The organism is Sulfuricurvum sp. RIFOXYD12_FULL_44_77 (genome assembly GCF_001830725.1).
In the GTDB taxonomy this organism is placed as follows: domain Bacteria; phylum Campylobacterota; class Campylobacteria; order Campylobacterales; family Sulfurimonadaceae; genus Sulfuricurvum; species Sulfuricurvum kujiense_A.
In genome coordinates this window covers 1-18,877 of record NZ_MIBU01000277.1, presented here as the reverse complement: position 1 = coordinate 18,877, position 18,877 = coordinate 1, and the positions used below count along the sequence as shown (strand labels likewise).

The window sequence follows — 18,877 nt, the reverse complement described above, 5'->3', positions numbered from 1 at the left end:
ATAATATTGGATTGAATATGAATACGACAGTATGGATAGGCGGATTGTTATTGGTATTGGGAGGGTGTAGTACCCATACACCAATTGCTGCACCTTCCTCCAAACCTCTTAAAGCTATTCCTCAATTAGATAAAAATCAGAGTACATTAGCCGATCCCTTTTGTTGTATGCTTCCTCAAGATCTTGGACTCAAACTTCCAGAATACGGTCCGAAAGTCAATGATTTGGAACGATTTGAGCAACTTATGGCTCCTTATGTAGAGCGAAATGGATTGGATCGAGAGGATTTGTTTGAAATCCAAACAACATTTGAAGGACGTTATTTTTCGCCATGGAACTACACTGCTCCTCCTCAAAAAGTTCAAGAAGTGACATGGCCTCTTCGTGCGTATAAGGGCGGATATGGAAGCAATCTCAGACCGGTCGCTCCGTTATGGTTTGAATCCATAAAAAATACCAGTAATTTTGAGGCTTACGGATCACTAAGCCAAAAAGCCATTACCCTTAAACGGATGGATATCCGTGCACTTCCAACCGATAAGCCCCTTTACAAAGATCCTTCTCTTCCGGGTGAGGGGTATCCGTTCGATCTTCTCCAAAATAGCAGTGTCAATTACAATGAACCGATATTTGTTTCCCATAGAACTAAAGATGGTGCGTGGAGCTATATTTTTACCAACAATGCCTCAGGGTGGGTTCCATCGGATGGAATTACCTTCATCGATGATTCGACGGCTTTGTTGATTCAAAAGTCAGAAAAAGTTTTTATTATTGAAGATAACATTGCTCTAACAGACAGTGTAAAAGGATTTGTAGCCTATTCACGAATAGGGATGGTTTTGCCATTGGATCGAGTGGAGGGTGAGTATTATTATGTTAAAACGGTTGATAGCAATAGCTCAATAAAGGCTCTATCTATCCCTAAACATTCTGCCCATATCGGTGTGAGCCGATTGAATAAAAATGATATGATCGCTATCGGAACGGAAATGCTGAAAAATACCTACGGCTGGGGCGGTATGTATGGAGAACGCGATTGTTCTTCCATGATACGTGACATGATGACCCCTTTTGGTATTTGGCTTCCACGAAACTCATCATCCCAATCGAAAAAAGGGGAAGTAATCTCCTTCGTCGGACTCAGTGATGATGAAAAGCTCTCCCTAATCCAAGAGAAAGGGGTCCCTTTTGAGACTATTATCTATCTCAAAGGGCATGTTCTCCTTTATGTAGGCACCTATCAAGAGAATGTTATGGTGATGCATAATATTTGGGGTATCCGTACCCTTGATAAAGCGGGAAACAAAGGAAGACATATTATCGGGAAAGCGGTTATCAGTACTTTGGAATTGGGTGCAGACTTAGAAAACTATGATCCGGAGATGAAACTACTGACACGCGTTGAAAGTATGAATATTTTTACAAAAACTCCTCTAACTTTCGCACGGGAAAATAAGAATAAGTCAAAGAAAAAACCTCTTTAAGACTTTCCTATCCTCGAATATCGAGAAGTGAGCCGTACATTTCATCTTGTGTACGGATAGCTTGTACATTGGTTTGTGTCGCTTTTTCAATAATCATTTGATCGGTCAGCTCTTTGGAAAGATCGGTTTGTGATTTTTCACTGCCGTTTGATGAAGACATTGAGGTATTGGCTTTTGTCCCGCCATTCTCTGTCTCACTGATTGTCGTATCTTGCGGAACAAACTTATCTGTATTTACATTGGCGACATTATGCGCACTATTATTCATCCATGTTTGGTGAGAAGCGATTGAAGAGACATTTGAGCTTATCATAACCAGCTCCTTTGTTTAAATACTATCAGTATAGGTACTATCACCTTAAACGGTGATAGAAAATAGAGATTAGTGCAGATCAGCGTTTAGTTTGACTTCGCGGGTTGAGCGGCGGATGAGCAATTGACCTGTAGTTGAGTCTTGACGATAGTGTATCCCGTTAAGCGCTACAAGATCTTTCCCTTTGAAGCTTGTCCCGCTGAGAGTTACCGTTGGATTGGCTTCTTGGATTTTTGAGAGTTCTTCAGCACTGACCGCAAACTTGGTTCCTGCCAATACGGCGATCCCCGCATCTACGATGCATCCATCACCTAGTGCGATTCCGGTAACTGAATTGGCACCTAAAAGGGTATTTTTACCGATTGTGACAGGGATTCCGTCCGTTCCGCTGAGAACACCGAGGATAGAAGCCCCTCCGCCAACGTCTGAACCATCACCTACAACCGCAGAGCTAGAGATGCGTCCCTCAACCATACTGACACCCGTAGTTCCCGCATTGAAGTTGACATAACTTGCACCCGGCATGATGGTTGTCCCTGCATGGAGCTGCGCACCGAAGCGAACTTTTGAATCGTCCAATACGCGGGTATTGTTGGCAGGGATGATGTGTTGGAGATAGCGCGGGAATTTATCGACGAAATCGATTTTCGGATATTCGTTGGCAAATTTGAGTTCAATCTCGTTTTCACGGAGCCATTCTAGCTCGATCGGTTGACCGTCTGACCATGCGACGTTGTGCAATGCACCGAACGCACCGTTAAGATTGAGGGAGCGAAGAGCCGCTTTGGAGGTAGAGAGGGCGTAGAGTTTGAGGTAAGTTCCCTCGACGCTCGTGCACGCTACATCGTTGAAAAGGATGACAAGACGGAACTCACCCTCACGCATTCCACGCTCTTTAATTTGGTTATAGAGGGCGGAGATCACTTGGATATTTTTATGGGCATCACCGAATGCTTCATCAGAATAAGGGGTAAATGCGTTTAAGCACCCCTCTAAAAATTTCAATGTTACTGGGATAATTACTTCATCGGCGTTAAAATCGACGCTAAATCCTTGCTCTTGCGCACTTTTGATAAAGATGGCGGCACTGCCGAAGTTTTCGTTCCAGTTAATATGTGGATAGGTCGCTTGGAGGATTTTAGAACCATCAAGCTGACCGAAATCAACACGGCAAATACCGAATCCAAGAGGATTTTTATATCCTGCGCTGTTTTGAATCTCTTGTACACATGCTTTAAAAGCGGCTTCGGTCTCTAAAATTTCCATATTTTCTCTCTTGGTGTAAAATTAATAGAGAATTTTACCATAAGAGCCTATGTATGGGTTGAATCTTGCGTGTTATACTACGATCATATTTTTAAATGGATTTATTATGGAACAGTGGATTACCTTATTAAAAGCAAATGATTATCTCGGAATAAAAAAATACCTCACAAGCGGTGGAAATCCGAATGCGGTAGAAGAGAACGGCGAATCGGTACTTTGTTTCGCGATGCGTTACCATTGTGACGGGGAGATTTTAGATCTTTTGATCGAGAACGGTGCCGATTTGTATCAAATAGATAATGAAGGGGTGAGTGTTTTTGATGTAGCGGTCACCTACAATAATCTCTCTATCATTGAGCGACTGATAGAGAGCGGATTTGATGTCAATCATCCGACACGCCGCAGCGGATTTACTCCGCTAATGGGAGCTGTTTGTTACGGTCGAATTGAAGTGATACAAAAACTGCTGGATAAAGGGGTGGATGTGACGGCCAGAGATCAACACGGGCTTAGTGCCCTTGACTTTGCCCGTAAAATGCATAAAAAATCGATTTTAGCTCTGTTAGAAGGAGAAAAGAGTGGAACAGATTAAAACCTTTTTATTGCTTGGTTCTCTCTCCGTTTTATTAGTATTTATCGGAGGGTATTTAGGGGGGCAGGGGGGAATGCTCATCGCACTGCTCATAGCGGGTGGGATGAATTTTTACGCCTACTATTTTTCGGATACTATGATACTAAAGCATTATAATGCACAGGAAGTTGACCCGCGTGAGGCACCGATGCTCTATCGTGTGGTTAATCGTTTGGTTGAACGTGCTGATATACCGATGCCGAAAGTCTATATTATTCATGATCATATCCCCAATGCATTTGCAACAGGGCGTAATCCCTCTCATGCGGCGGTAGCGATAACGACGGGATTGCTCGAATTGCTGAATGAGGATGAAGTGGAGGGGGTCATGGCACATGAACTCTCTCACGTAGCTCATCGCGATATTCTGATTGCGACCGTAGCGGCAACGATTGCAGGAGCAGTTGCGTTTATCGCCAATATGTTGCAGTTTGGTGCGATGTTCGGCAGTCGTAATAATCGTGGAAATCCAATTTTGATGATTATGATGGCTATTTTATTACCGATTGCGGCGAGTGTCATTCAGATGACTATCAGCCGCTCACGAGAGTTTATGGCGGATGCGGGGGCGGCACATCTCACGGGGCATCCGGAGTGGCTTCAAAATGCGCTCATTAAACTTTCAAACTACAATGCGCGGGGAGAAGTACACGGAGCTACCCCTGAAAATGCCCATATGTTTATTATCAGTCCGTTTGATGGCAAAAACTTTTCATTTTCTAATCTTTTTCGTACCCATCCTACGACAGAACAGCGATTGGAGCGTTTGGAAGCTTTAAAAGAAGAATTATCAACTGTGAATGAACAAAATAAACTCTATGACCGCCATTACGTTTAGTGAGCGCTATTATTCCGGCTCTATTTTAAGGGTGAAATGGGGTTTACGAGGCAACTTTTTTTTCGGTGTTTTCAAAAAAGTATGACGATAAACAATATAAACAATAAAACTGATTCCCAATCCGATAATTAAAAAACTCATTTTGCCCATCCCCTCTCCTTATTCCTTTGTTGAAGTAAAATCGGCAGTTTAAAAAAAATATTTATTTTTAATAATTTTTAATAATTTCGTAGGAGATTGATTTTACTTTTAATGCCTCTTCAAAGAGGTGAAAACTGTACTCACAAAGTTTCTCTTCCTCAGCGGCAACCGATATTTCAACAATAGGATTTCCTCCGTTTATCATCGGCAAGGAAGAGAAATCAACAGATTTATCCATTTTTGCCATGACATCAATCAGTGTATTTTCAGATGTTTGGGCGATTAGGGTGCGGCGATAGGTTTTAGTGGCTTGGGGATAAAATTTTGTTAATGCCTCTTCCACCATCGGATGGGACATTTCCGGAAATCCCGGCATAAAAAAGTAGCGATCCTCCAGATAAAATCCTGACATATTATTGACGACATTATGGAGGAGGAGAGAATTTTTTGGCAGATGAGCCATATGGATACGGTGAGGATAGGCCGCGTCACCGAATCGTTCCGTAATATCACGCGTAAATTGCTTATGGGGGACTAAAATCCCATCGCTAAAAACGTCAGCCGCGATTTGGCGTGTCAGATCATCGGGAGTGGAACCGATTCCGCCAAAGCTGAATATGACGGCATCGGGATCATTTTTGATCATTGCGAAAGTAGTATGAATTAAAAGTGGATCGTCTTTGATTGTAAAAGAGGAGAAGAGGGTATGCCCGCGACGGAGCAGGGCATCTCGAACATAGAGAAAATGTTTGTCTTCACGACGGCCGTTTAGGATTTCAGAACCGATAATAACGGCATAAAAGTGGGGAGTTTTCATAAGAGGATTATAACACGATATTCCCCGCTAAGGGGAGAAGGAAAATTATTTGAGTTTTTCCAAAATTTCTTTTTCAACTGCATCGATTTTTTGGGTTCCGTCGATAGTAATGTATTTCACTGATGTATCTGATGCGGCAACACCTTGGTAGTAGTTGACAAGGGGAGCGGTTTGTTCGTGGTAGACACGGAGACGATCCAATACCACTTCGGCTTTATCATCAGCACGTTGTACCAACTCTTCACCCGTTTCATCGTCTTTTCCTTCCACTTTCGGCGGATTGAAAACAACGTGATAGGTTCGTCCTGATGCAAGGTGGGCACGACGTCCTGACATACGCTCAACGATAACGCTGTCGGCTACATCGATTTCGATCACAGCATCGATCGCTACACCCGCTTCTTTGAGTGCGTCGGCTTGAGGAACAGTACGAGGAAAACCGTCAAGCAAAAAACCATTGCGGCAATCATCTTCCAAAATGCGCTCTTTTACCAAACCGATAATAATCTCATCGGTGACAAGTTTCCCCGAATCCATAAACGATTTCGCCAATGTCCCAAGTTCCGTTCCCGCTTTAATCGCTGCGCGAAGCATATCACCCGTAGAGATTTGCGGGATATCAAATGCTTTGGTCAAAAACTGTGCTTGTGTCCCTTTTCCGGCACCCGGAGCACCTAAAAGAATAATTTTCATATTAATTCCTATTAATTAGATTTTAGATTCGATATAGAGTTCTAACTCATCCACAATAGCATCGATGGAGCGTTCCCCGTCGATTTTTTTGAGAAGGTTTTTAGCCTCATAAAAGCTTTGGATCACCGCTAACGGCTCTGTATAGACGCTCATACGGTTGTTAAACACTTCAACTTTGTCATCGGCTCCTCGAGAGCGTCCGAGAACGCGATCACGGGCTACCTCCTCACTGACAACAACTTCAATGACACTTACAAGTTCTACTTCGGTATCGGTAGCAAGAAATTTATCGAGTTCGTTCATTTGCTCAAATGAGCGCGGATAGCCGTCGAATAAAATAACATCAGCAGGGGCTGATTTGATGGCACTGGTAATCGTGTCGATTGCGATCTCAATCGGAACAATAAGCCCTTTACTGATAAAGCTATCAATCAACTGACCCCGTTCACTGCCGCTGGAGACTTCTGCGCGGAGAAGATCACCGGTCGAGTAGTGGACGATTGCATCGTCGTTGCGTTCGGCTATAATCTCCGCATCAGTTGTTTTTCCTGAACCCGGTGCGCCAATAATAAGGAAAAGTTTCTTCATTACTTACTTGGCACTTTCGCGTAGGCGGATGTGAAGCTCGCGGAGTTGTGTCAACTCAACAGGACTCGGTGCCTGTGTCATAATACAAGAGGCTTTTTGGGTTTTCGGGAACGCGATAACGTCACGAATAGAATCTTTTTTAGACAATAGCATCATGAAACGGTCAAACCCGATAGCGAATCCGCCGTGGGGCGGTGCTCCGAATTTGAGCGCATCAAGGAGGAAACCGAATTTCTCCTGAGCTTCCTCTTCACCGATACCGAGAAGGGTGAAGATTTGCTCTTGGAGTGCTTGTTTGTGGATACGGATCGATCCGCCGCCGAGTTCGGTTCCGTTGAGGACGATATCGTAGGCAATCGATTCGATATCTTCGAGATGCTCATGGTTCAAATCACGCGGCATCGTAAACGGATGGTGAAGTGCTTTGACACGTCCCTCTTCGATTTCGAACATCGGGAAGTCAACAACCCAGACAAATTCGAAGCGATCTTTGTCGATTAGGTTCATTTTTTCATGCTCAGCGATGAAGATACGGAAACGTCCCATATAATCCCACACGGTTTTTTTATCTCCCGCACCGAAGAAGACGACGTCGCCCACTTCCATACCGGTACGATCAACGAGGAGTTGGAGATCTTCAGGGGCAAAGAATTTCTCTAGAGGTCCTTTGAGACCGTCCTCTTTCATTTGGAAGTAACCAAGCCCTTTAGCACCGAATTTACGTACGTAATCTTCGAAGCTTTTCATTTCACGTTTCGAGAATGCCAAATCGGCACCCGGAACGCGAAGCGCTTTGATACGGTTCATTTTAGGATTAGCGGCGATCCCTGTGAAAATTTCGTTGTCACAACGTGCGAAGATATCGATAACATCGACCATTTTAAGATCATATCTGAGGTCGGGCTTGTCAGATCCGTACCATTCCATCGCATCGGAGTATTTGATACGGTTGAACGGCGTATGGACTTCGTGTCCTGCAGCAGCAAACATTCCGGTAATTAACTCTTCGGCGACACGGATAACGTCTTCTTGGTTACAGAAGCTCATTTCGACGTCGATTTGGGTAAATTCAGGTTGACGATCGGCACGCAAATCTTCATCACGGAAACATTTCGCGATTTGGAAATAACGGTCAAATCCACCCACCATCAAGAGCTGTTTGAAAAGCTGAGGCGATTGAGGGAGGGCGTAGAACTCACCTTCGTGTACACGGCTCGGTACGAGATAGTCACGTGCACCCTCAGGGGTCGATTTAGTCAAAATCGGGGTTTCAACTTCTAAAAATCCGAGACGATCCAGTACGTTACGTGCCGCGATAGCCGCTTTTGAGCGGAGCATAAAGGTATTGTACATGGCTGGATTACGTAGATCGAGGTAACGGTATTTAAGACGGATCTCTTCACCGACACTGTTGTCTCCGATACCGAAAGGGACAGGCTCGGAGCGGTTTTCGATGATCAGCTCTTCGACGACTACTTCAATAGCACCCGTTTTAAGACGCGGGTTAACAAGCCCCTCGCCACGGCTACGAACGCGTCCGTGTGCGATCAAGACGAATTCGTCACGCACTTCGCTCGCAAGTTTATGGGCATGGGCATTGTCGGCAGGGTCACAAACGAGTTGAATCAGGCCGCTTTTATCGCGCAAGTCGATAAAAACAATGCCTCCGTGGTCGCGGTAGCTGTTCGCCCAACCGCATAGGACGACGTTATCGCCTACGTTTGCTTCACTTAAATCGGTACAAAAATGACTTCTCAATGCAAAGTCCTTAGGTTATATTTTTCGCAATTATAGCGGGTAGAAACTTTTGGTTTGATAATAGTAGTTTTAGAGTGTTAAAATCCCCTCAATCTCATCGAGTAGTACGGCGATTTCACTGTTGTTCTCTTTGATCTTCTCGACCAGTTCCAGCGGGCTTTTGTGGTCTACCGCTTCGTTGCGGTTCGGGTTCTTGGCTGATATGTCATATTCTTTAATATCATTTATGTTAACGATCCAGCTGTTATCACTGATACCGCGTACTTTACGTAGTTCGAGGAACTCGGCGAAGTGTTCGTAGCTGATTGGTTTGTTTTTGGTGAGCTTGTAGGGAGGGTTTACCTCGTAGTACCAGATGTCATGGGTCTCACCCGCGCGGTCGAAAAAGAGGACGTTGGTTTTGACACCTGAATAGGGGAGGAATACCCCCGCAGGGAGGCTCACAATTGTATGGAGGTTGAACCGCTCGATCAGCTCTTTTTTCACTGCCGCGAACGCGGCACCTGTTTGGAACAATACCCCCTCAGGGACGACGACACCGCAACGCCCGCCGAGGCGGAGCATTTTCATCATGTGTTGTAAAAAGAGCAATTCGGTCGCGTTGGCTTTGACCGTAAAGTTGAGCTGTATCTGCTCTTTTTCTTTGCCGCCGAACGGGGGATTGGCGAGGATGACGTCGTAGCGGTCTTTTTCCTCAAACTCCCGTATGTTTCGGGTCAATGTGTTGGCTTTGGCGATATTGGGCGACTCTACACCGTGGAGGATCATGTTCATCACCCCCATCACGTAGGAGAGGGGTGTTTTTTCATTTCCGAAAAAGGTATCCTCAGAGAGAAATTTGAGCTGTGAAGTGGAGAGTTCAGAGGGGCGGATATGGTTGTACGCCTCGATGAGAAATCCGCACGTTCCGCACGCGGGATCGTAGATCGTCTCGCCGATACGGGGATCGACCGCTTCGACGATGGCACGCACGAGGGCGCGGGGTGTATAGAACTCACCGCTGTTGCCGCCATCGCTTCCCATGTCACGCAGAAGCTTCTCATACACTTGTGAGAGTTGGAACAGATCGGCGCTGTTGTGGAAGTTCATCGCATCGACGAGATCGAGCACTTCGCGCAAGGTATGACCGTTGGCGATACGGTTGGAGAGGAACTCGAAGATCGCTCCGATCTTGTATTTGACCGATTTAGGGTCTTCGGTGATGCTTTTAAAACTTTGCAAAAACGGGAAGAGTTTACTGTTGACGAAATCGAGGAGATCATTTCCGCTTTGCACGTGCCCGATATCGGTTTTGCCGTTTTGTTTCGGACACGCCCAGACGTCCCAAGCGTAGTCACCGCGCAGTATCGGGGTGTAGGTTGTCCCGTCGAGTTCTGCCTCTTCGGACTTTTCGATCTCGTAGTCGTGGAGGAATTTGAGAAACAGAATCCAGCTGATCTGTTCGGTGTACATCATCGCCCCGCTGATACCGTCGTCACGGCGGAGGATGTCGGTGATGCGGTTGATTTTGGACTCCATTAGAGTTCTCCTTTGAATGCTCGGTCGAGTAGGGATGCTTTTAGGGCTTTTAGATTTTTTATCTTGTCATTCTGAACGTGTTTCAGAATCTCAACTTTTTCGCGGATGCTGTCGAGGTACGCGACGCTCTGGGTTTGGATGTCGAGGGGTGGGAGGGGAATTTGTATTTCACTTAATCTCATAATAGCTAATTTTGGAATAGCCATTTGTTTAGTAGCTGATTCCAGTTGAAAAATAAAAGTAGCCGATTTAGTAAAATAATAAACAAATTTATTAGAAATATTTTTTTTATTTTTATAAACTAATTTGACTGCATTTTCAGTAAGATTTGCTCCTTCTAATTCTTTTGGAATAATTCCACTTTTACCGATAGTATTTCCGACATTAGTAATATATAAATCTTCATGAGATATTGTGTATCTTTTGATTTTTTCATGAACATCAGGTGATAAATAGAGCATTTTTTTTGTGCTGATAGTTCCATCATTTGTGAAATCTGTTACTCTTAAATAAGGATATGGAGTTTCTGTATCCAAAAGCTGATCTCCTTTTGCTAATCTTTTTCCACCTTTAACAAATGCGATTTCATTGATTGTTTTTGTCTCCCACTGTTCCCCCAATTCCCCAAAAACCGTATTGAGTGCAGAGGGGAGGAGGAGATCGGCGGCGGTGATGTTTTCACTCAGCAGTTCGAGGGAACGGTCGATTTTGGCGAATAGGGTGTCGAGGAGGGCAACGAGCCGTTTTTGTTCATTTAGAGAGGGGAGGGGGATTTCCAACTCTTTTAAAAATTTACTACTTGTTCGAGGCATTTTTGCCCCATATGAGCTTGCATTTATTTTGTTTACAACGCTTTCCGAACGTAAAAAATTAGCAAGAAAAAATTTATCTAAATTATTTTTAGGTTGAAAAACGATCAGTTCAGTCGTTCCTACTCCATCAAAATCAGGTATAGCAACTTTATTGAGATAAGGGCGTAATTTAGAATATATGACTGTGTCTTTAGTAAACTTGCTACATGTGCCAATAACATTTGATTCTTTAGCTGAGGAAACGTTTAGAAGTTTGCCAGTTTGACTTTCTATATTTTCAAGAGATAAATAAGGTAAATCTTGACATTGTGAAGCTTGTAATTTTGATGAAATTTCTGTAACTACATCACCGAGTTTTTTCCATTCCCATCCATCGGGAAGCGTGGGGAGGTTAGAGATCATTTTTTACCATTTTTCTTTATACTTTATCATCCCCAAAATCGTGATGCTCTCACTCTCTTCATCAATCATATAGGCGATCACGTAGCCTTTGTAGATAAGATCACGAATCGTGTCGTCTTTAAAATAGATCGATTGACGGTGTTTGTAGGGGAATGCAGGAATTTTTAGGATCGCTTGTCGAATTTCGCGGGCAAATTTTTTCCCTTTTGCTCTGCTGTCTTCTGAAATATATTCTACGACTTCACTAATGTCAAATTCAAATCGTTCTTCATAAAAAATAGTCATTTTTTAGTGATCCGATTTTCTATCCTCTCCCACATATCATCATGCGATACTAGTTTCGATTTTCCCGATTTAATATCTTCGAGGCGTGAAGAAAAAAAGGCTTTATTTTCTTCAAATCCGAGATCATACGCTTCGATAGCGTCATTCTCTTTTAATGCTTTTAGAATGCCGTCCAGAAGTTTGAGTTGGCGTTTGTTCGCATCAATCATTACTGTCATAGCTATCCCTTTGCTTTTTCAAAATTTTAACACGAATCATCTGTAAATCTCCCGCTGAAGTTCCAAATACCCCTCTTTGATCTCTCGTAGTCCTCCAAACGCCTCTTTTAGCTCCTCTTTGTCGATGGTTGAGAGCTGTATGAGAGAGCTGAGTTTCTCTTCGTCAAGTTCAGCTACTCCGTCACGCTCATAACGTCGGAGGATAAATTCGAGAAAATCGCGTGCTTTGGTGCTGTGGTGGCGCTCGATAAAGTCTCGGTGTTCGACGTTGAGCACCCGCTCGGATCGGGTCAAAATATCGTGGTTAAAGGAGAGATGGGCGAGAACATCGTAGATGTCGGCATCTTCGGCTTCAAAAATCGCGGTGAGTTCGGAGAGTTGCGCGGCGTCAATGTGCATATTTTCGAGTTTGTTCATCAACACTTTGCGCTCACGCGGATCGCTCCAAATCTCCCGTAGACGTGTTTCATCATCATACATCCCACCCAATACGCCGATGAGGTATTCGAGATATTCACCCGTCCGGAGCGGTTTCCCCTCGGCTCCGACGTAGGTGGTTTCGATGTCGATGACGCGGAGGCGGCGCCCTCGGATCGTGATTTCCGCTTTTTCTTTTTTCTCTTTGTCCGTTCGTGGTGAGCTTGTCGAACCATCATCCGACCCTTCGACAAGCTCAGGGGGAACGGTGGATGGTGTTTCCGTGGGTTCGGCATCACCGTCCCAGCGCGGATCGTAAAAGAGGTTCGTCGCTCCGACAAAATCGAGGATTGTAAAGAAGTCTTTCCCCTCGAATACCCGCGTACCGCGCCCGATGATCTGTTTGAACTCGGTCATAGAGCGGATCGGGGCGGTGAGGACGACGTTACGGACGTTTTTGGCATCGACCCCTGTGGTGAGCATCTTGGAACTTGTCAAAATAGCGGGGATGGTGAGGTCGTTGTCTTGGAATTTCTCTAACAAGGCACGCCCGATCTCCCCCTCATCGGAGGTGATACGGACGCAATAGTGGCTGTCGCTGACACTTTTGTGCGCGTCGATGGCGATTTTCATTGCGGATGCGTGGGCTTGGTTGACACAAAAGATGATGGTTTTGTCGTAGGGGCGTATCTGCTCTAGGATGGTGCGGGCGATTAGATCGGTGCGTGCGGGGATGACGACTGATTTTTCGAACTGCTCCAGCGTGACGATCTGATTTTCCAAATCTCCCGTAACGATGTCATCGGGGTTAAATCGGTACTCATCGATGTTGGTACGGATACGTTTCACCTTGTAAGGGGTTAAAAATCCGTCGTTTATCCCGTCGCGTAGCGAATACTCATAAACAGGGTCGCCGAAATACCCGTAGGTGTCGCCGTTGTCATCTCGTTTTGGGGTGGCGGTGAGACCCAAATGGGCGGCATTTTTGAACCGATCGAGTACCCGTCTCCAGCTCCCCTCATCGTTAGCTCCCCCTCGGTGACACTCATCGATAATAATGAGATCGAAAAAATCGGGATCGTACTGCTCGAAATAGCCTGAAAAGTCGTTTTCGGTATCGGCTTCGTCACTGCGTCGCTCTGAAATCGCCTGATAAATCGCAAAAAAGACATTGGCATTGGTGGGAACTTTACCATTGCGTTTGCGTATCTCTTTGCCGTTGACTTTGATACACTCTTTTTCGATGGGGTTGAACTCGTTGTAGGCTTGATCGATCAGGATGTTTCGATCCGCTAAAAAGAGGATTCTCGGACGGCGGTTTTGGTTGTTCTTGCTCCATTTGGATTCAAAAAGGCGATAGACGATTTGAAACGCGATGTAGGTTTTCCCCGTCCCCGTTGCAAGAGTGAGGAGGACTCTGTTCTCCCCTTTTGCCAATGCTTCCACCGCTTTGTTCACGGCTATTTGCTGATAGTATCGGGGTTTTTTGAGACCCAAATGGAAACTTTGGGTGAGAGTTTCTGTTTCTTTGGGATTTAGTGTGCCGTAAAGTCGTTCAAAAAGTGTCTCAGGAGAGGGGAAACTATCAACCCATACTCCGCAACCGCTTCGGAGGTCGTGCTCGTAGATACGGTGTCCGTTAGTGGTGTAGACGATGTCGATGCGGAGTTTGATCGCATAGTCGATGGATTGCTGGAGACCATCTAGGGGATCACGATCTTCGGATTTTGCCTCAATGATAGCGAGGTTGGTGTTGCGGTGTACTAGGAGATAATCGACAAAGTGGCGTTTGCCCCGTTTGCCTCCGATGAGCTTTCGCCCGTCGGTAAAGTAGTATTCACGGACGATATGTGATTCATTCCACCCGCCGCTTATGAGACGCGGATCGATCAGTTTGGCACGGGTATCGGATTCGGAATAAGCCATTTATGCTCCGCAACAGAAATTCATTACGGAGATTATACCTTAACTAGAGGGTGTATCGACGGCAGTGAAAAACGTGTTGCTTTTTGCCATAGCGCGCGGGATTGGTTGAGTAAGAGCCGTTTCATCTTTTTCTCCCGTACGGATACGCTCGACTTCAAGTACCGGAGTAACCCACATTTTACCGGCACCGTGACCTAAATCCTGTGTATGAGCACGGATCGCTTCCATTGTAACCTCTTTGGTTTTATCGTTGGATACGACGATGATAAGCATTACTTTCGGATACAAATCGGGAGCGTTGTTTTTTTCGGCAATACCGAGTGAACCTTTTCCGATGACATCGGTTACGGTTACCCCTTCGATCTCATTATCGAACAGTTCTCGAAGAACATCATTTAAACAGTGACGGTTGAATACAGCGGTAATTTGAACCATTTTGAACCCCTTTTATGGTTTTGATAGTGTCATTATAAATTGAATCGAGGTGAGCAATCACCACTAAGCTGATTATTTAATAAGCAACTCCTGTCAAACCAACTGCATATTTAGTTCTCATACACCAATGTAACAAAAATGTAGTTCTTTGACTAGAACACCATTTGCAATTGTGGAGTTAATATCATCCATCAAGGAGCAATCATGGCACGAGACACACTGATCGGCGGAGCATTATGGGAAGAGTACTCAAGTGAAGTACAACGACGTATGAACGATCCGATCAATATGGGTGAGATTACTCAAGAAGAGGCCGATGCAGCAGAGAAACAATTGATTATTGCCGATTTCGGTGCGGAGAGCTGTGGGGATGCGGTACGACTCTACTGGATGATCGATCCGAAAAACGACGTTATCATTAAAAGTCGATTCAAGAGTTTCGGATGCGGTACGGCAATCGCCAGTTCGGATATGATGGCAGAACTTTGCATGGATAAAACGGTGGATGAAGCACTCAAAATCACCAACATTGATGTGGAAAAAGCGCTTCGTGATGAGGAAGATATTCCGGCGGTTCCTGGGCAAAAAATGCACTGTTCGGTTATGGCGTACGACGTGATTAAAAAAGCGGCATCGATCTATAAAGGGGTCGATATGTCCGAGTTCGAGACGGAGTTTATCGTCTGTGAATGCGCCCGTGTCAGCCTCGATACCCTCAAAGAGGTGATCCGTCTCAACAAGCTCGACTCTATCGAAAGCATCACCGATTACACGAAAGCGGGCGGTTTTTGTAAATCGTGTATTAAACCGGGTGGTCATGAGAAAAAAGATGTCTATCTCGTCGATATGCTCGCAGAAGTGACCGCAGAGCTTCAAAAAGAGGCGATCAGCAAAAAAATCAAAGAGGCCAAAGGGGACGGAAACTTTAATGCGATGAGTTTGGTTCAAAAACTTCGCAGTATCGAATCAATTCTCGAAGAATATATCCGTCCGACCCTCAAAGCCGACCACGGAGATGTCGAAGTGATCGACCTTAAAGAGGTAGAGGGGGAACACGAACTATACATCCAGTACAAAGGTGAGTGTATGAGCTGCTCTATGAACACGACTACGACCCTTGCCGGGATGCAGGATATGCTCAACTTCAAACTTAAATCCAATTTGCGAGTGATGGTGGTCTAAAATGGGACACGCAACCAAAGAGGGAACCTTCGGATATCTCAAAAGATTCGGTAATTATTCGAAAGATTTTTACCGTTTTAACGGAGAACTCTTTTTTCCTTCGCTGGGTATCGGAACCTATAAAGCTGAACCCTACAAAGAAGATAATTATATTATCAACTACGCAGAGGCAATCAAAACAGCACTGCGTCGGGGGATCAATCTGATCGACACGGCGATCAATTACCGCTATCAGATGTCTGAGCGCGAAATTGCGGAAGCGTTGAGTGAGATGATCCAATCGGGTGAGATCAAACGCGAAGAGGTTATTATCGCTTCTAAAGCGGGATTTATACCTCTTGATTTCCCTTTTCCCGATAATCCATACGGTTGGATACAAGAAAATATGATTGACACAGGGTTGGCCTCGAAAGAGGAGATTGTGATCGATCAGCATTGTATGACACCCGAATATCTACGCTGGAGCTGTGAGCAGTCGCTCCGAAATCTTGAGATAGATACGATCGATATTTTCTATTTGCATAATCCTGAGACACAGTTGGGGTATATCGATCAAGCAACCTTTTATGAGCGGATTGAAGCAGCTTTTGTACTTTTTGAAGAACTGCGTAGTGAAAAAAAGATTGTGAGCTACGGCATTGCGGCGTGGAACGGGTTTTTGTACGAAGCGGATCATCTGGAATACGTCTCTTTGGGAAAAATCGTCGACATCGCCCAACGCGTGGGAGGGGAGAATCATGGCTTTAAATATATCCAAAGTCCGTTTAACCTCGCGAAACCGCATGCCTACGGATATGCAAATCAGCAGTGTGAAGATGGACTGTTTTATCCACTAATGCATGCGTGTGCACGCTATGGACTGACTTATATCGGCTCATCTTCGCTATTGCAAACGAACCTTTTTAAGCGTCCGTTTGCTTCAAATGTAGCGGAACTGATGAAAACGGGTGAGTTGAACGATGTGGCGAGCGCATTGCAGTTCGCCCGTAGTGCGGGAGGGATTTCTGCCTTATTCGGTGCTGTCGATCCTTCCCATGTCGTGGATAATGCCTTTTTGGGGTATTTACCTGAAGCCTCGGTTGAGTCGGTAAATACGTTGATGCGAGGTGCTTATGCTGTATGATGTGATTGTAGTCGGGAGCGGAATTTCAGGACTCTATGCGGCGCTGTATGCACGCCGAGCAGGACTGAATGTCGCCCTAATCTGTAAAAGCAATCCTTTGCGTTCCAACTCTGCCGTAGCTTCGGGTGGGATAAATGCCGTACTGAAAACAACACGACAAGATTCAATCCGCGAACATATTTCCGATACCCTAAAAGGTGCCGATAAATTAGGGCGTTTTTCGTCTGTCAGCGCTATGGTTGCGGGTGCCGAAGAGATTATTAACGAACTCCAAGCCATGGGTGTGGTGTTTGATACCACGGATGAGGGTACTATCGCTCAACGCCCCTTTGGCGGAACCAAAGCTTCGCGAACCTGTTACATTGCGGATAAAACGGGAGCATCTATTACCCAAACGCTTCTTGTTCAGTGTCGCAAAGAGGGGGTGAACATTTTACAAAATCATGTGATGCTCTCTATCGCTACCTACAAAGATCAACTCTCAGGGATAACACTCTTGCGCCGACGGGATTCGCAAGTGATAGCGTTTGCGTGTAAATCACTGATTTTGGCGGGGGGCGGATATGCGGGGATCTATCGCGGTCATTCGACCAACTCACAAGAATCCAGCGGTGATGTGATTGCCATAGCACTGAGAGCTAAAATGCGTCTGTCGAATATGGAATTTGTACAGTTTCATCCGACAACATTGGCGAACAGCGGAACACTGATCAGCGAAGCGGCACGCGGAGAGGGTGCTTACATTGTTGACGAGAGCGGTGAACGTTTTACGGATGAATTGCTGACGCGGGACAAACTCTCACGCGATATCGTTAAACATCAGCTTTCAGGACATAGTGTTTATCTCGATTTTAGACATTTGGGGGAAGAGTTGATCGATAAAAAACTCCCCTCAGCTCGCAAGCATGCTCTAAACGGTGCCGGAATCGATATCCTTAACGAACTTCTCCCTATCACCCCCTCAGCCCACTATACTATGGGTGGGATATGGGTAAGAGACAATACCTCTACCGATATTCCTAACGTATTTGCATGTGGCGAATGTGCCTATAGCGGTGTCCATGGGGCAAATCGTTTAGGAGGAAACAGTCTGCTTGAGGCTGCCTATTTCGGCCGTCTTGCAGGTATTGAAGCTTCTCGTGCAGCCAAAAAAGGGGAGTTTCATCCGATCGATTACGCACTGGTCGATAAAGAGTCTCGCTATGTTGAGGCGATTTTAGAGGGTGAAAACCGATTTAACATTAACACAATGCGTCGTAACCTCGGTAACAATCTCTACAAAAATGCAGGGGTATTTCGAACGCACGACACCCTTGCCAACGCACTCGAATATGTGCATTATCTGATGAAAATGTCATCAGGACTCTGCTGTGTTAATAAAGAGCGCAGTGATAATGTTGAATTGATGTCGATAATCGAGTTTCGTAACGCCCTCACGGTTGCTGAATCAATGGTGATGTCTGCATTGGCACGAGAAGAGAGCAGAGGTGTCCATTATCGCGACGATTTTCCTCAGAGTGATGAGAAAAATTATGAGGTCAATACGATCATTCGCCGCCTTGCAGGGACATTTCTACGGATCAGTTTCGAAGGTCATCTTTCATCGGATTGGTGGTATAGGATACGTCAGTTTTTTCATGCGTAAGTGCGCAGTGAATTTATACTATTAAATAATATTAAGGAGTTTGTTATGGCAAAAGTTATGTTACGTTACGATTCAAAGGGATCAATCTCATTTTATGTCGCGAAAAAAGATATGGAAGAGACAATTATAAGTTCAGAGTTTGACAGTGAAGAAAAATGGGGCGGTGAAGTAAAACTCTCTAACGGTGAAACATGGTTTATCGAACCGGGTGCCAAAAAATTTCCTTCTGAAGTGGTGGCTATTCGTCGGGGAGAATAATCTAACAATTATTATTTCCGTATATTTCTGTGCTATAATATTATTTTTAAACTTTAATTAGCTTAATTGTATTGATATTTTTTCATAGACAATGGCGCATGAGGACAAATGATTTCAGAAATATCGG

The 18,877-nt window shown here is 44.9% G+C and carries 20 protein-coding genes; 7 read left to right on the top strand and 13 right to left on the bottom strand.

What is annotated here, in order from left to right; translation table 11 throughout:
- Positions 1-1,484 (top strand): SH3 domain-containing C40 family peptidase (locus A2517_RS10240; RefSeq protein ID WP_294896705.1); only part of this gene is annotated, 1,484 nt, incomplete at its 5' end.
- 7 nt (positions 1,485-1,491) lie between these two features.
- Here the strand turns inward: A2517_RS10240 and A2517_RS10235 are convergent.
- Positions 1,492-1,797: a flagellar basal body rod C-terminal domain-containing protein gene (locus A2517_RS10235; RefSeq protein WP_294896703.1), complete on the bottom strand. Its 306-nt coding sequence runs from the start codon at positions 1,795-1,797 to the stop codon at positions 1,492-1,494.
- A 69-nt stretch (positions 1,798-1,866) separates the two neighbouring features.
- The gene (locus A2517_RS10230) at positions 1,867-3,063 is read right to left on the bottom strand and encodes a tetrahydrodipicolinate N-succinyltransferase N-terminal domain-containing protein (RefSeq protein ID WP_294896701.1); all 1,197 of its coding nucleotides are present in this window, start codon (positions 3,061-3,063) and stop codon (positions 1,867-1,869) included.
- A gap of 106 nt (positions 3,064-3,169) precedes the next feature.
- Here A2517_RS10230 and A2517_RS10225 point away from each other — a divergent pair, with 106 nt between their 5' ends.
- A complete protein-coding gene (locus tag A2517_RS10225; RefSeq protein ID WP_294896699.1) occupies positions 3,170-3,655 on the top strand; it encodes an ankyrin repeat domain-containing protein in 486 nt (161 codons plus the stop codon).
- Positions 3,642-4,532: a zinc metalloprotease HtpX gene (gene htpX / locus A2517_RS10220; RefSeq protein WP_294896697.1), complete on the top strand. Its 891-nt coding sequence runs from the start codon at positions 3,642-3,644 to the stop codon at positions 4,530-4,532. Before A2517_RS10225 ends, htpX begins: the two co-directional genes overlap by 14 nt.
- A gap of 9 nt (positions 4,533-4,541) precedes the next feature.
- Here the strand turns inward: htpX and A2517_RS10215 are convergent, their stop codons facing one another.
- The 11 genes from A2517_RS10215 to A2517_RS10165 all read right to left on the bottom strand — a co-directional run bounded on the left by A2517_RS10215 (position 4,542) and on the right by A2517_RS10165 (position 14,542).
- Positions 4,542-4,682: a hypothetical protein gene (locus A2517_RS10215; RefSeq protein WP_294896695.1), complete on the bottom strand. Its 141-nt coding sequence runs from the start codon at positions 4,680-4,682 to the stop codon at positions 4,542-4,544.
- A gap of 58 nt (positions 4,683-4,740) precedes the next feature.
- On the bottom strand, positions 4,741-5,490 hold the full coding sequence (locus A2517_RS10210) for a molybdopterin-binding protein (RefSeq protein ID WP_294896693.1): 750 nt from the start codon (positions 5,488-5,490) through the stop codon (positions 4,741-4,743).
- Between the two features lie 45 nt (positions 5,491-5,535).
- A complete protein-coding gene (gene adk / locus A2517_RS10205) occupies positions 5,536-6,183 on the bottom strand; it encodes an adenylate kinase (protein WP_294896691.1) in 648 nt (215 codons plus the stop codon).
- Between the two features lie 15 nt (positions 6,184-6,198).
- Complete coding sequence (locus A2517_RS10200; RefSeq protein ID WP_294896688.1) at positions 6,199-6,771, bottom strand: adenylate kinase; 573 nt, start codon at positions 6,769-6,771, stop codon at positions 6,199-6,201.
- Positions 6,772-6,774: 3 nt separating this feature from the next.
- Positions 6,775-8,529, bottom strand: coding sequence for an aspartate--tRNA ligase (gene aspS / locus A2517_RS10195; RefSeq protein ID WP_294896686.1), 1,755 nt, complete (start codon positions 8,527-8,529; stop codon positions 6,775-6,777).
- 69 nt (positions 8,530-8,598) lie between these two features.
- Positions 8,599-10,047 carry a class I SAM-dependent DNA methyltransferase gene (locus A2517_RS10190; protein ID WP_294896684.1) on the bottom strand — a complete coding sequence of 483 codons (1,449 nt, stop codon included), beginning with the start codon at positions 10,045-10,047 and terminating at the stop codon, positions 8,599-8,601.
- Positions 10,047-11,261 carry a restriction endonuclease subunit S gene (locus tag A2517_RS10185; protein WP_294896682.1) on the bottom strand — a complete coding sequence of 405 codons (1,215 nt, stop codon included), beginning with the start codon at positions 11,259-11,261 and terminating at the stop codon, positions 10,047-10,049. Before A2517_RS10185 ends, A2517_RS10190 begins: the two co-directional genes overlap by 1 nt.
- A 3-nt stretch (positions 11,262-11,264) precedes the next feature.
- The gene (locus tag A2517_RS10180; protein ID WP_294896680.1) at positions 11,265-11,546 is read right to left on the bottom strand and encodes a type II toxin-antitoxin system RelE/ParE family toxin; all 282 of its coding nucleotides are present in this window, start codon (positions 11,544-11,546) and stop codon (positions 11,265-11,267) included.
- Positions 11,543-11,764: a hypothetical protein gene (locus A2517_RS10175; protein ID WP_294896678.1), complete on the bottom strand. Its 222-nt coding sequence runs from the start codon at positions 11,762-11,764 to the stop codon at positions 11,543-11,545. The genes A2517_RS10180 and A2517_RS10175 overlap by 4 nt, the downstream gene beginning before the upstream one ends.
- Positions 11,765-11,800: 36 nt before the next feature.
- Positions 11,801-14,107: an EcoAI/FtnUII family type I restriction enzme subunit R gene (gene hsdR, locus A2517_RS10170; protein WP_294896676.1), complete on the bottom strand. Its 2,307-nt coding sequence runs from the start codon at positions 14,105-14,107 to the stop codon at positions 11,801-11,803.
- Between the two features lie 39 nt (positions 14,108-14,146).
- Positions 14,147-14,542, bottom strand: coding sequence for a P-II family nitrogen regulator (locus A2517_RS10165; RefSeq protein WP_294896674.1), 396 nt, complete (start codon positions 14,540-14,542; stop codon positions 14,147-14,149).
- Positions 14,543-14,746: 204 nt separating this feature from the next.
- Between A2517_RS10165 and A2517_RS10160 the strand changes: the two genes are divergently transcribed.
- Genes A2517_RS10160 through nifT form a run of 4 tightly spaced genes read left to right on the top strand, consistent with a single transcriptional unit; the run spans position 14,747 to position 18,750 of the window.
- Positions 14,747-15,724 carry an iron-sulfur cluster assembly scaffold protein gene (locus tag A2517_RS10160; RefSeq protein WP_294896672.1) on the top strand — a complete coding sequence of 326 codons (978 nt, stop codon included), beginning with the start codon at positions 14,747-14,749 and terminating at the stop codon, positions 15,722-15,724.
- A gap of 1 nt (position 15,725) precedes the next feature.
- Positions 15,726-16,847 (top strand): aldo/keto reductase, encoded by a 1,122-nt coding sequence (locus A2517_RS10155; protein ID WP_294896670.1) that lies wholly within the window; start codon positions 15,726-15,728, stop codon positions 16,845-16,847.
- Positions 16,837-18,492 (top strand): FAD-dependent oxidoreductase, encoded by a 1,656-nt coding sequence (locus A2517_RS10150; RefSeq protein ID WP_294896668.1) that lies wholly within the window; start codon positions 16,837-16,839, stop codon positions 18,490-18,492. Before A2517_RS10155 ends, A2517_RS10150 begins: the two co-directional genes overlap by 11 nt.
- Before the next feature lie 45 nt (positions 18,493-18,537).
- Positions 18,538-18,750, top strand: a complete 213-nt coding sequence (gene nifT, locus A2517_RS10145) for a putative nitrogen fixation protein NifT (protein ID WP_294896665.1) — start codon at positions 18,538-18,540, stop codon at positions 18,748-18,750.
- The last annotated feature ends 127 nt before the right edge of the window (positions 18,751-18,877 follow it).

Coding starts and splice junctions, on each gene's coding strand:
- A2517_RS10200 (WP_294896688.1), bottom strand. CDS start 6,771: ATGAAGAAACTTTTCCTTATTATTGGCGCACCGGGTTCAGGAAAAACA.
- A2517_RS10215 (WP_294896695.1), bottom strand. CDS start 4,682: ATGGGCAAAATGAGTTTTTTAATTATCGGATTGGGAATCAGTTTTATT.
- nifT (WP_294896665.1), top strand. CDS start 18,538: ATGGCAAAAGTTATGTTACGTTACGATTCAAAGGGATCAATCTCATTT.
- A2517_RS10160 (WP_294896672.1), top strand. CDS start 14,747: ATGGCACGAGACACACTGATCGGCGGAGCATTATGGGAAGAGTACTCA.
- A2517_RS10225 (WP_294896699.1), top strand. CDS start 3,170: ATGGAACAGTGGATTACCTTATTAAAAGCAAATGATTATCTCGGAATA.
- hsdR (WP_294896676.1), bottom strand. CDS start 14,107: ATGGCTTATTCCGAATCCGATACCCGTGCCAAACTGATCGATCCGCGT.
- A2517_RS10180 (WP_294896680.1), bottom strand. CDS start 11,546: ATGACTATTTTTTATGAAGAACGATTTGAATTTGACATTAGTGAAGTC.
- A2517_RS10150 (WP_294896668.1), top strand. CDS start 16,837: ATGCTGTATGATGTGATTGTAGTCGGGAGCGGAATTTCAGGACTCTAT.
- A2517_RS10185 (WP_294896682.1), bottom strand. CDS start 11,261: ATGATCTCTAACCTCCCCACGCTTCCCGATGGATGGGAATGGAAAAAA.
- A2517_RS10210 (WP_294896693.1), bottom strand. CDS start 5,490: ATGAAAACTCCCCACTTTTATGCCGTTATTATCGGTTCTGAAATCCTA.
- A2517_RS10230 (WP_294896701.1), bottom strand. CDS start 3,063: ATGGAAATTTTAGAGACCGAAGCCGCTTTTAAAGCATGTGTACAAGAG.
- A2517_RS10235 (WP_294896703.1), bottom strand. CDS start 1,797: ATGATAAGCTCAAATGTCTCTTCAATCGCTTCTCACCAAACATGGATG.
- A2517_RS10155 (WP_294896670.1), top strand. CDS start 15,726: ATGGGACACGCAACCAAAGAGGGAACCTTCGGATATCTCAAAAGATTC.
- A2517_RS10175 (WP_294896678.1), bottom strand. CDS start 11,764: ATGACAGTAATGATTGATGCGAACAAACGCCAACTCAAACTTCTGGAC.
- A2517_RS10165 (WP_294896674.1), bottom strand. CDS start 14,542: ATGGTTCAAATTACCGCTGTATTCAACCGTCACTGTTTAAATGATGTT.
- A2517_RS10190 (WP_294896684.1), bottom strand. CDS start 10,047: ATGGAGTCCAAAATCAACCGCATCACCGACATCCTCCGCCGTGACGAC.
- adk (WP_294896691.1), bottom strand. CDS start 6,183: ATGAAAATTATTCTTTTAGGTGCTCCGGGTGCCGGAAAAGGGACACAA.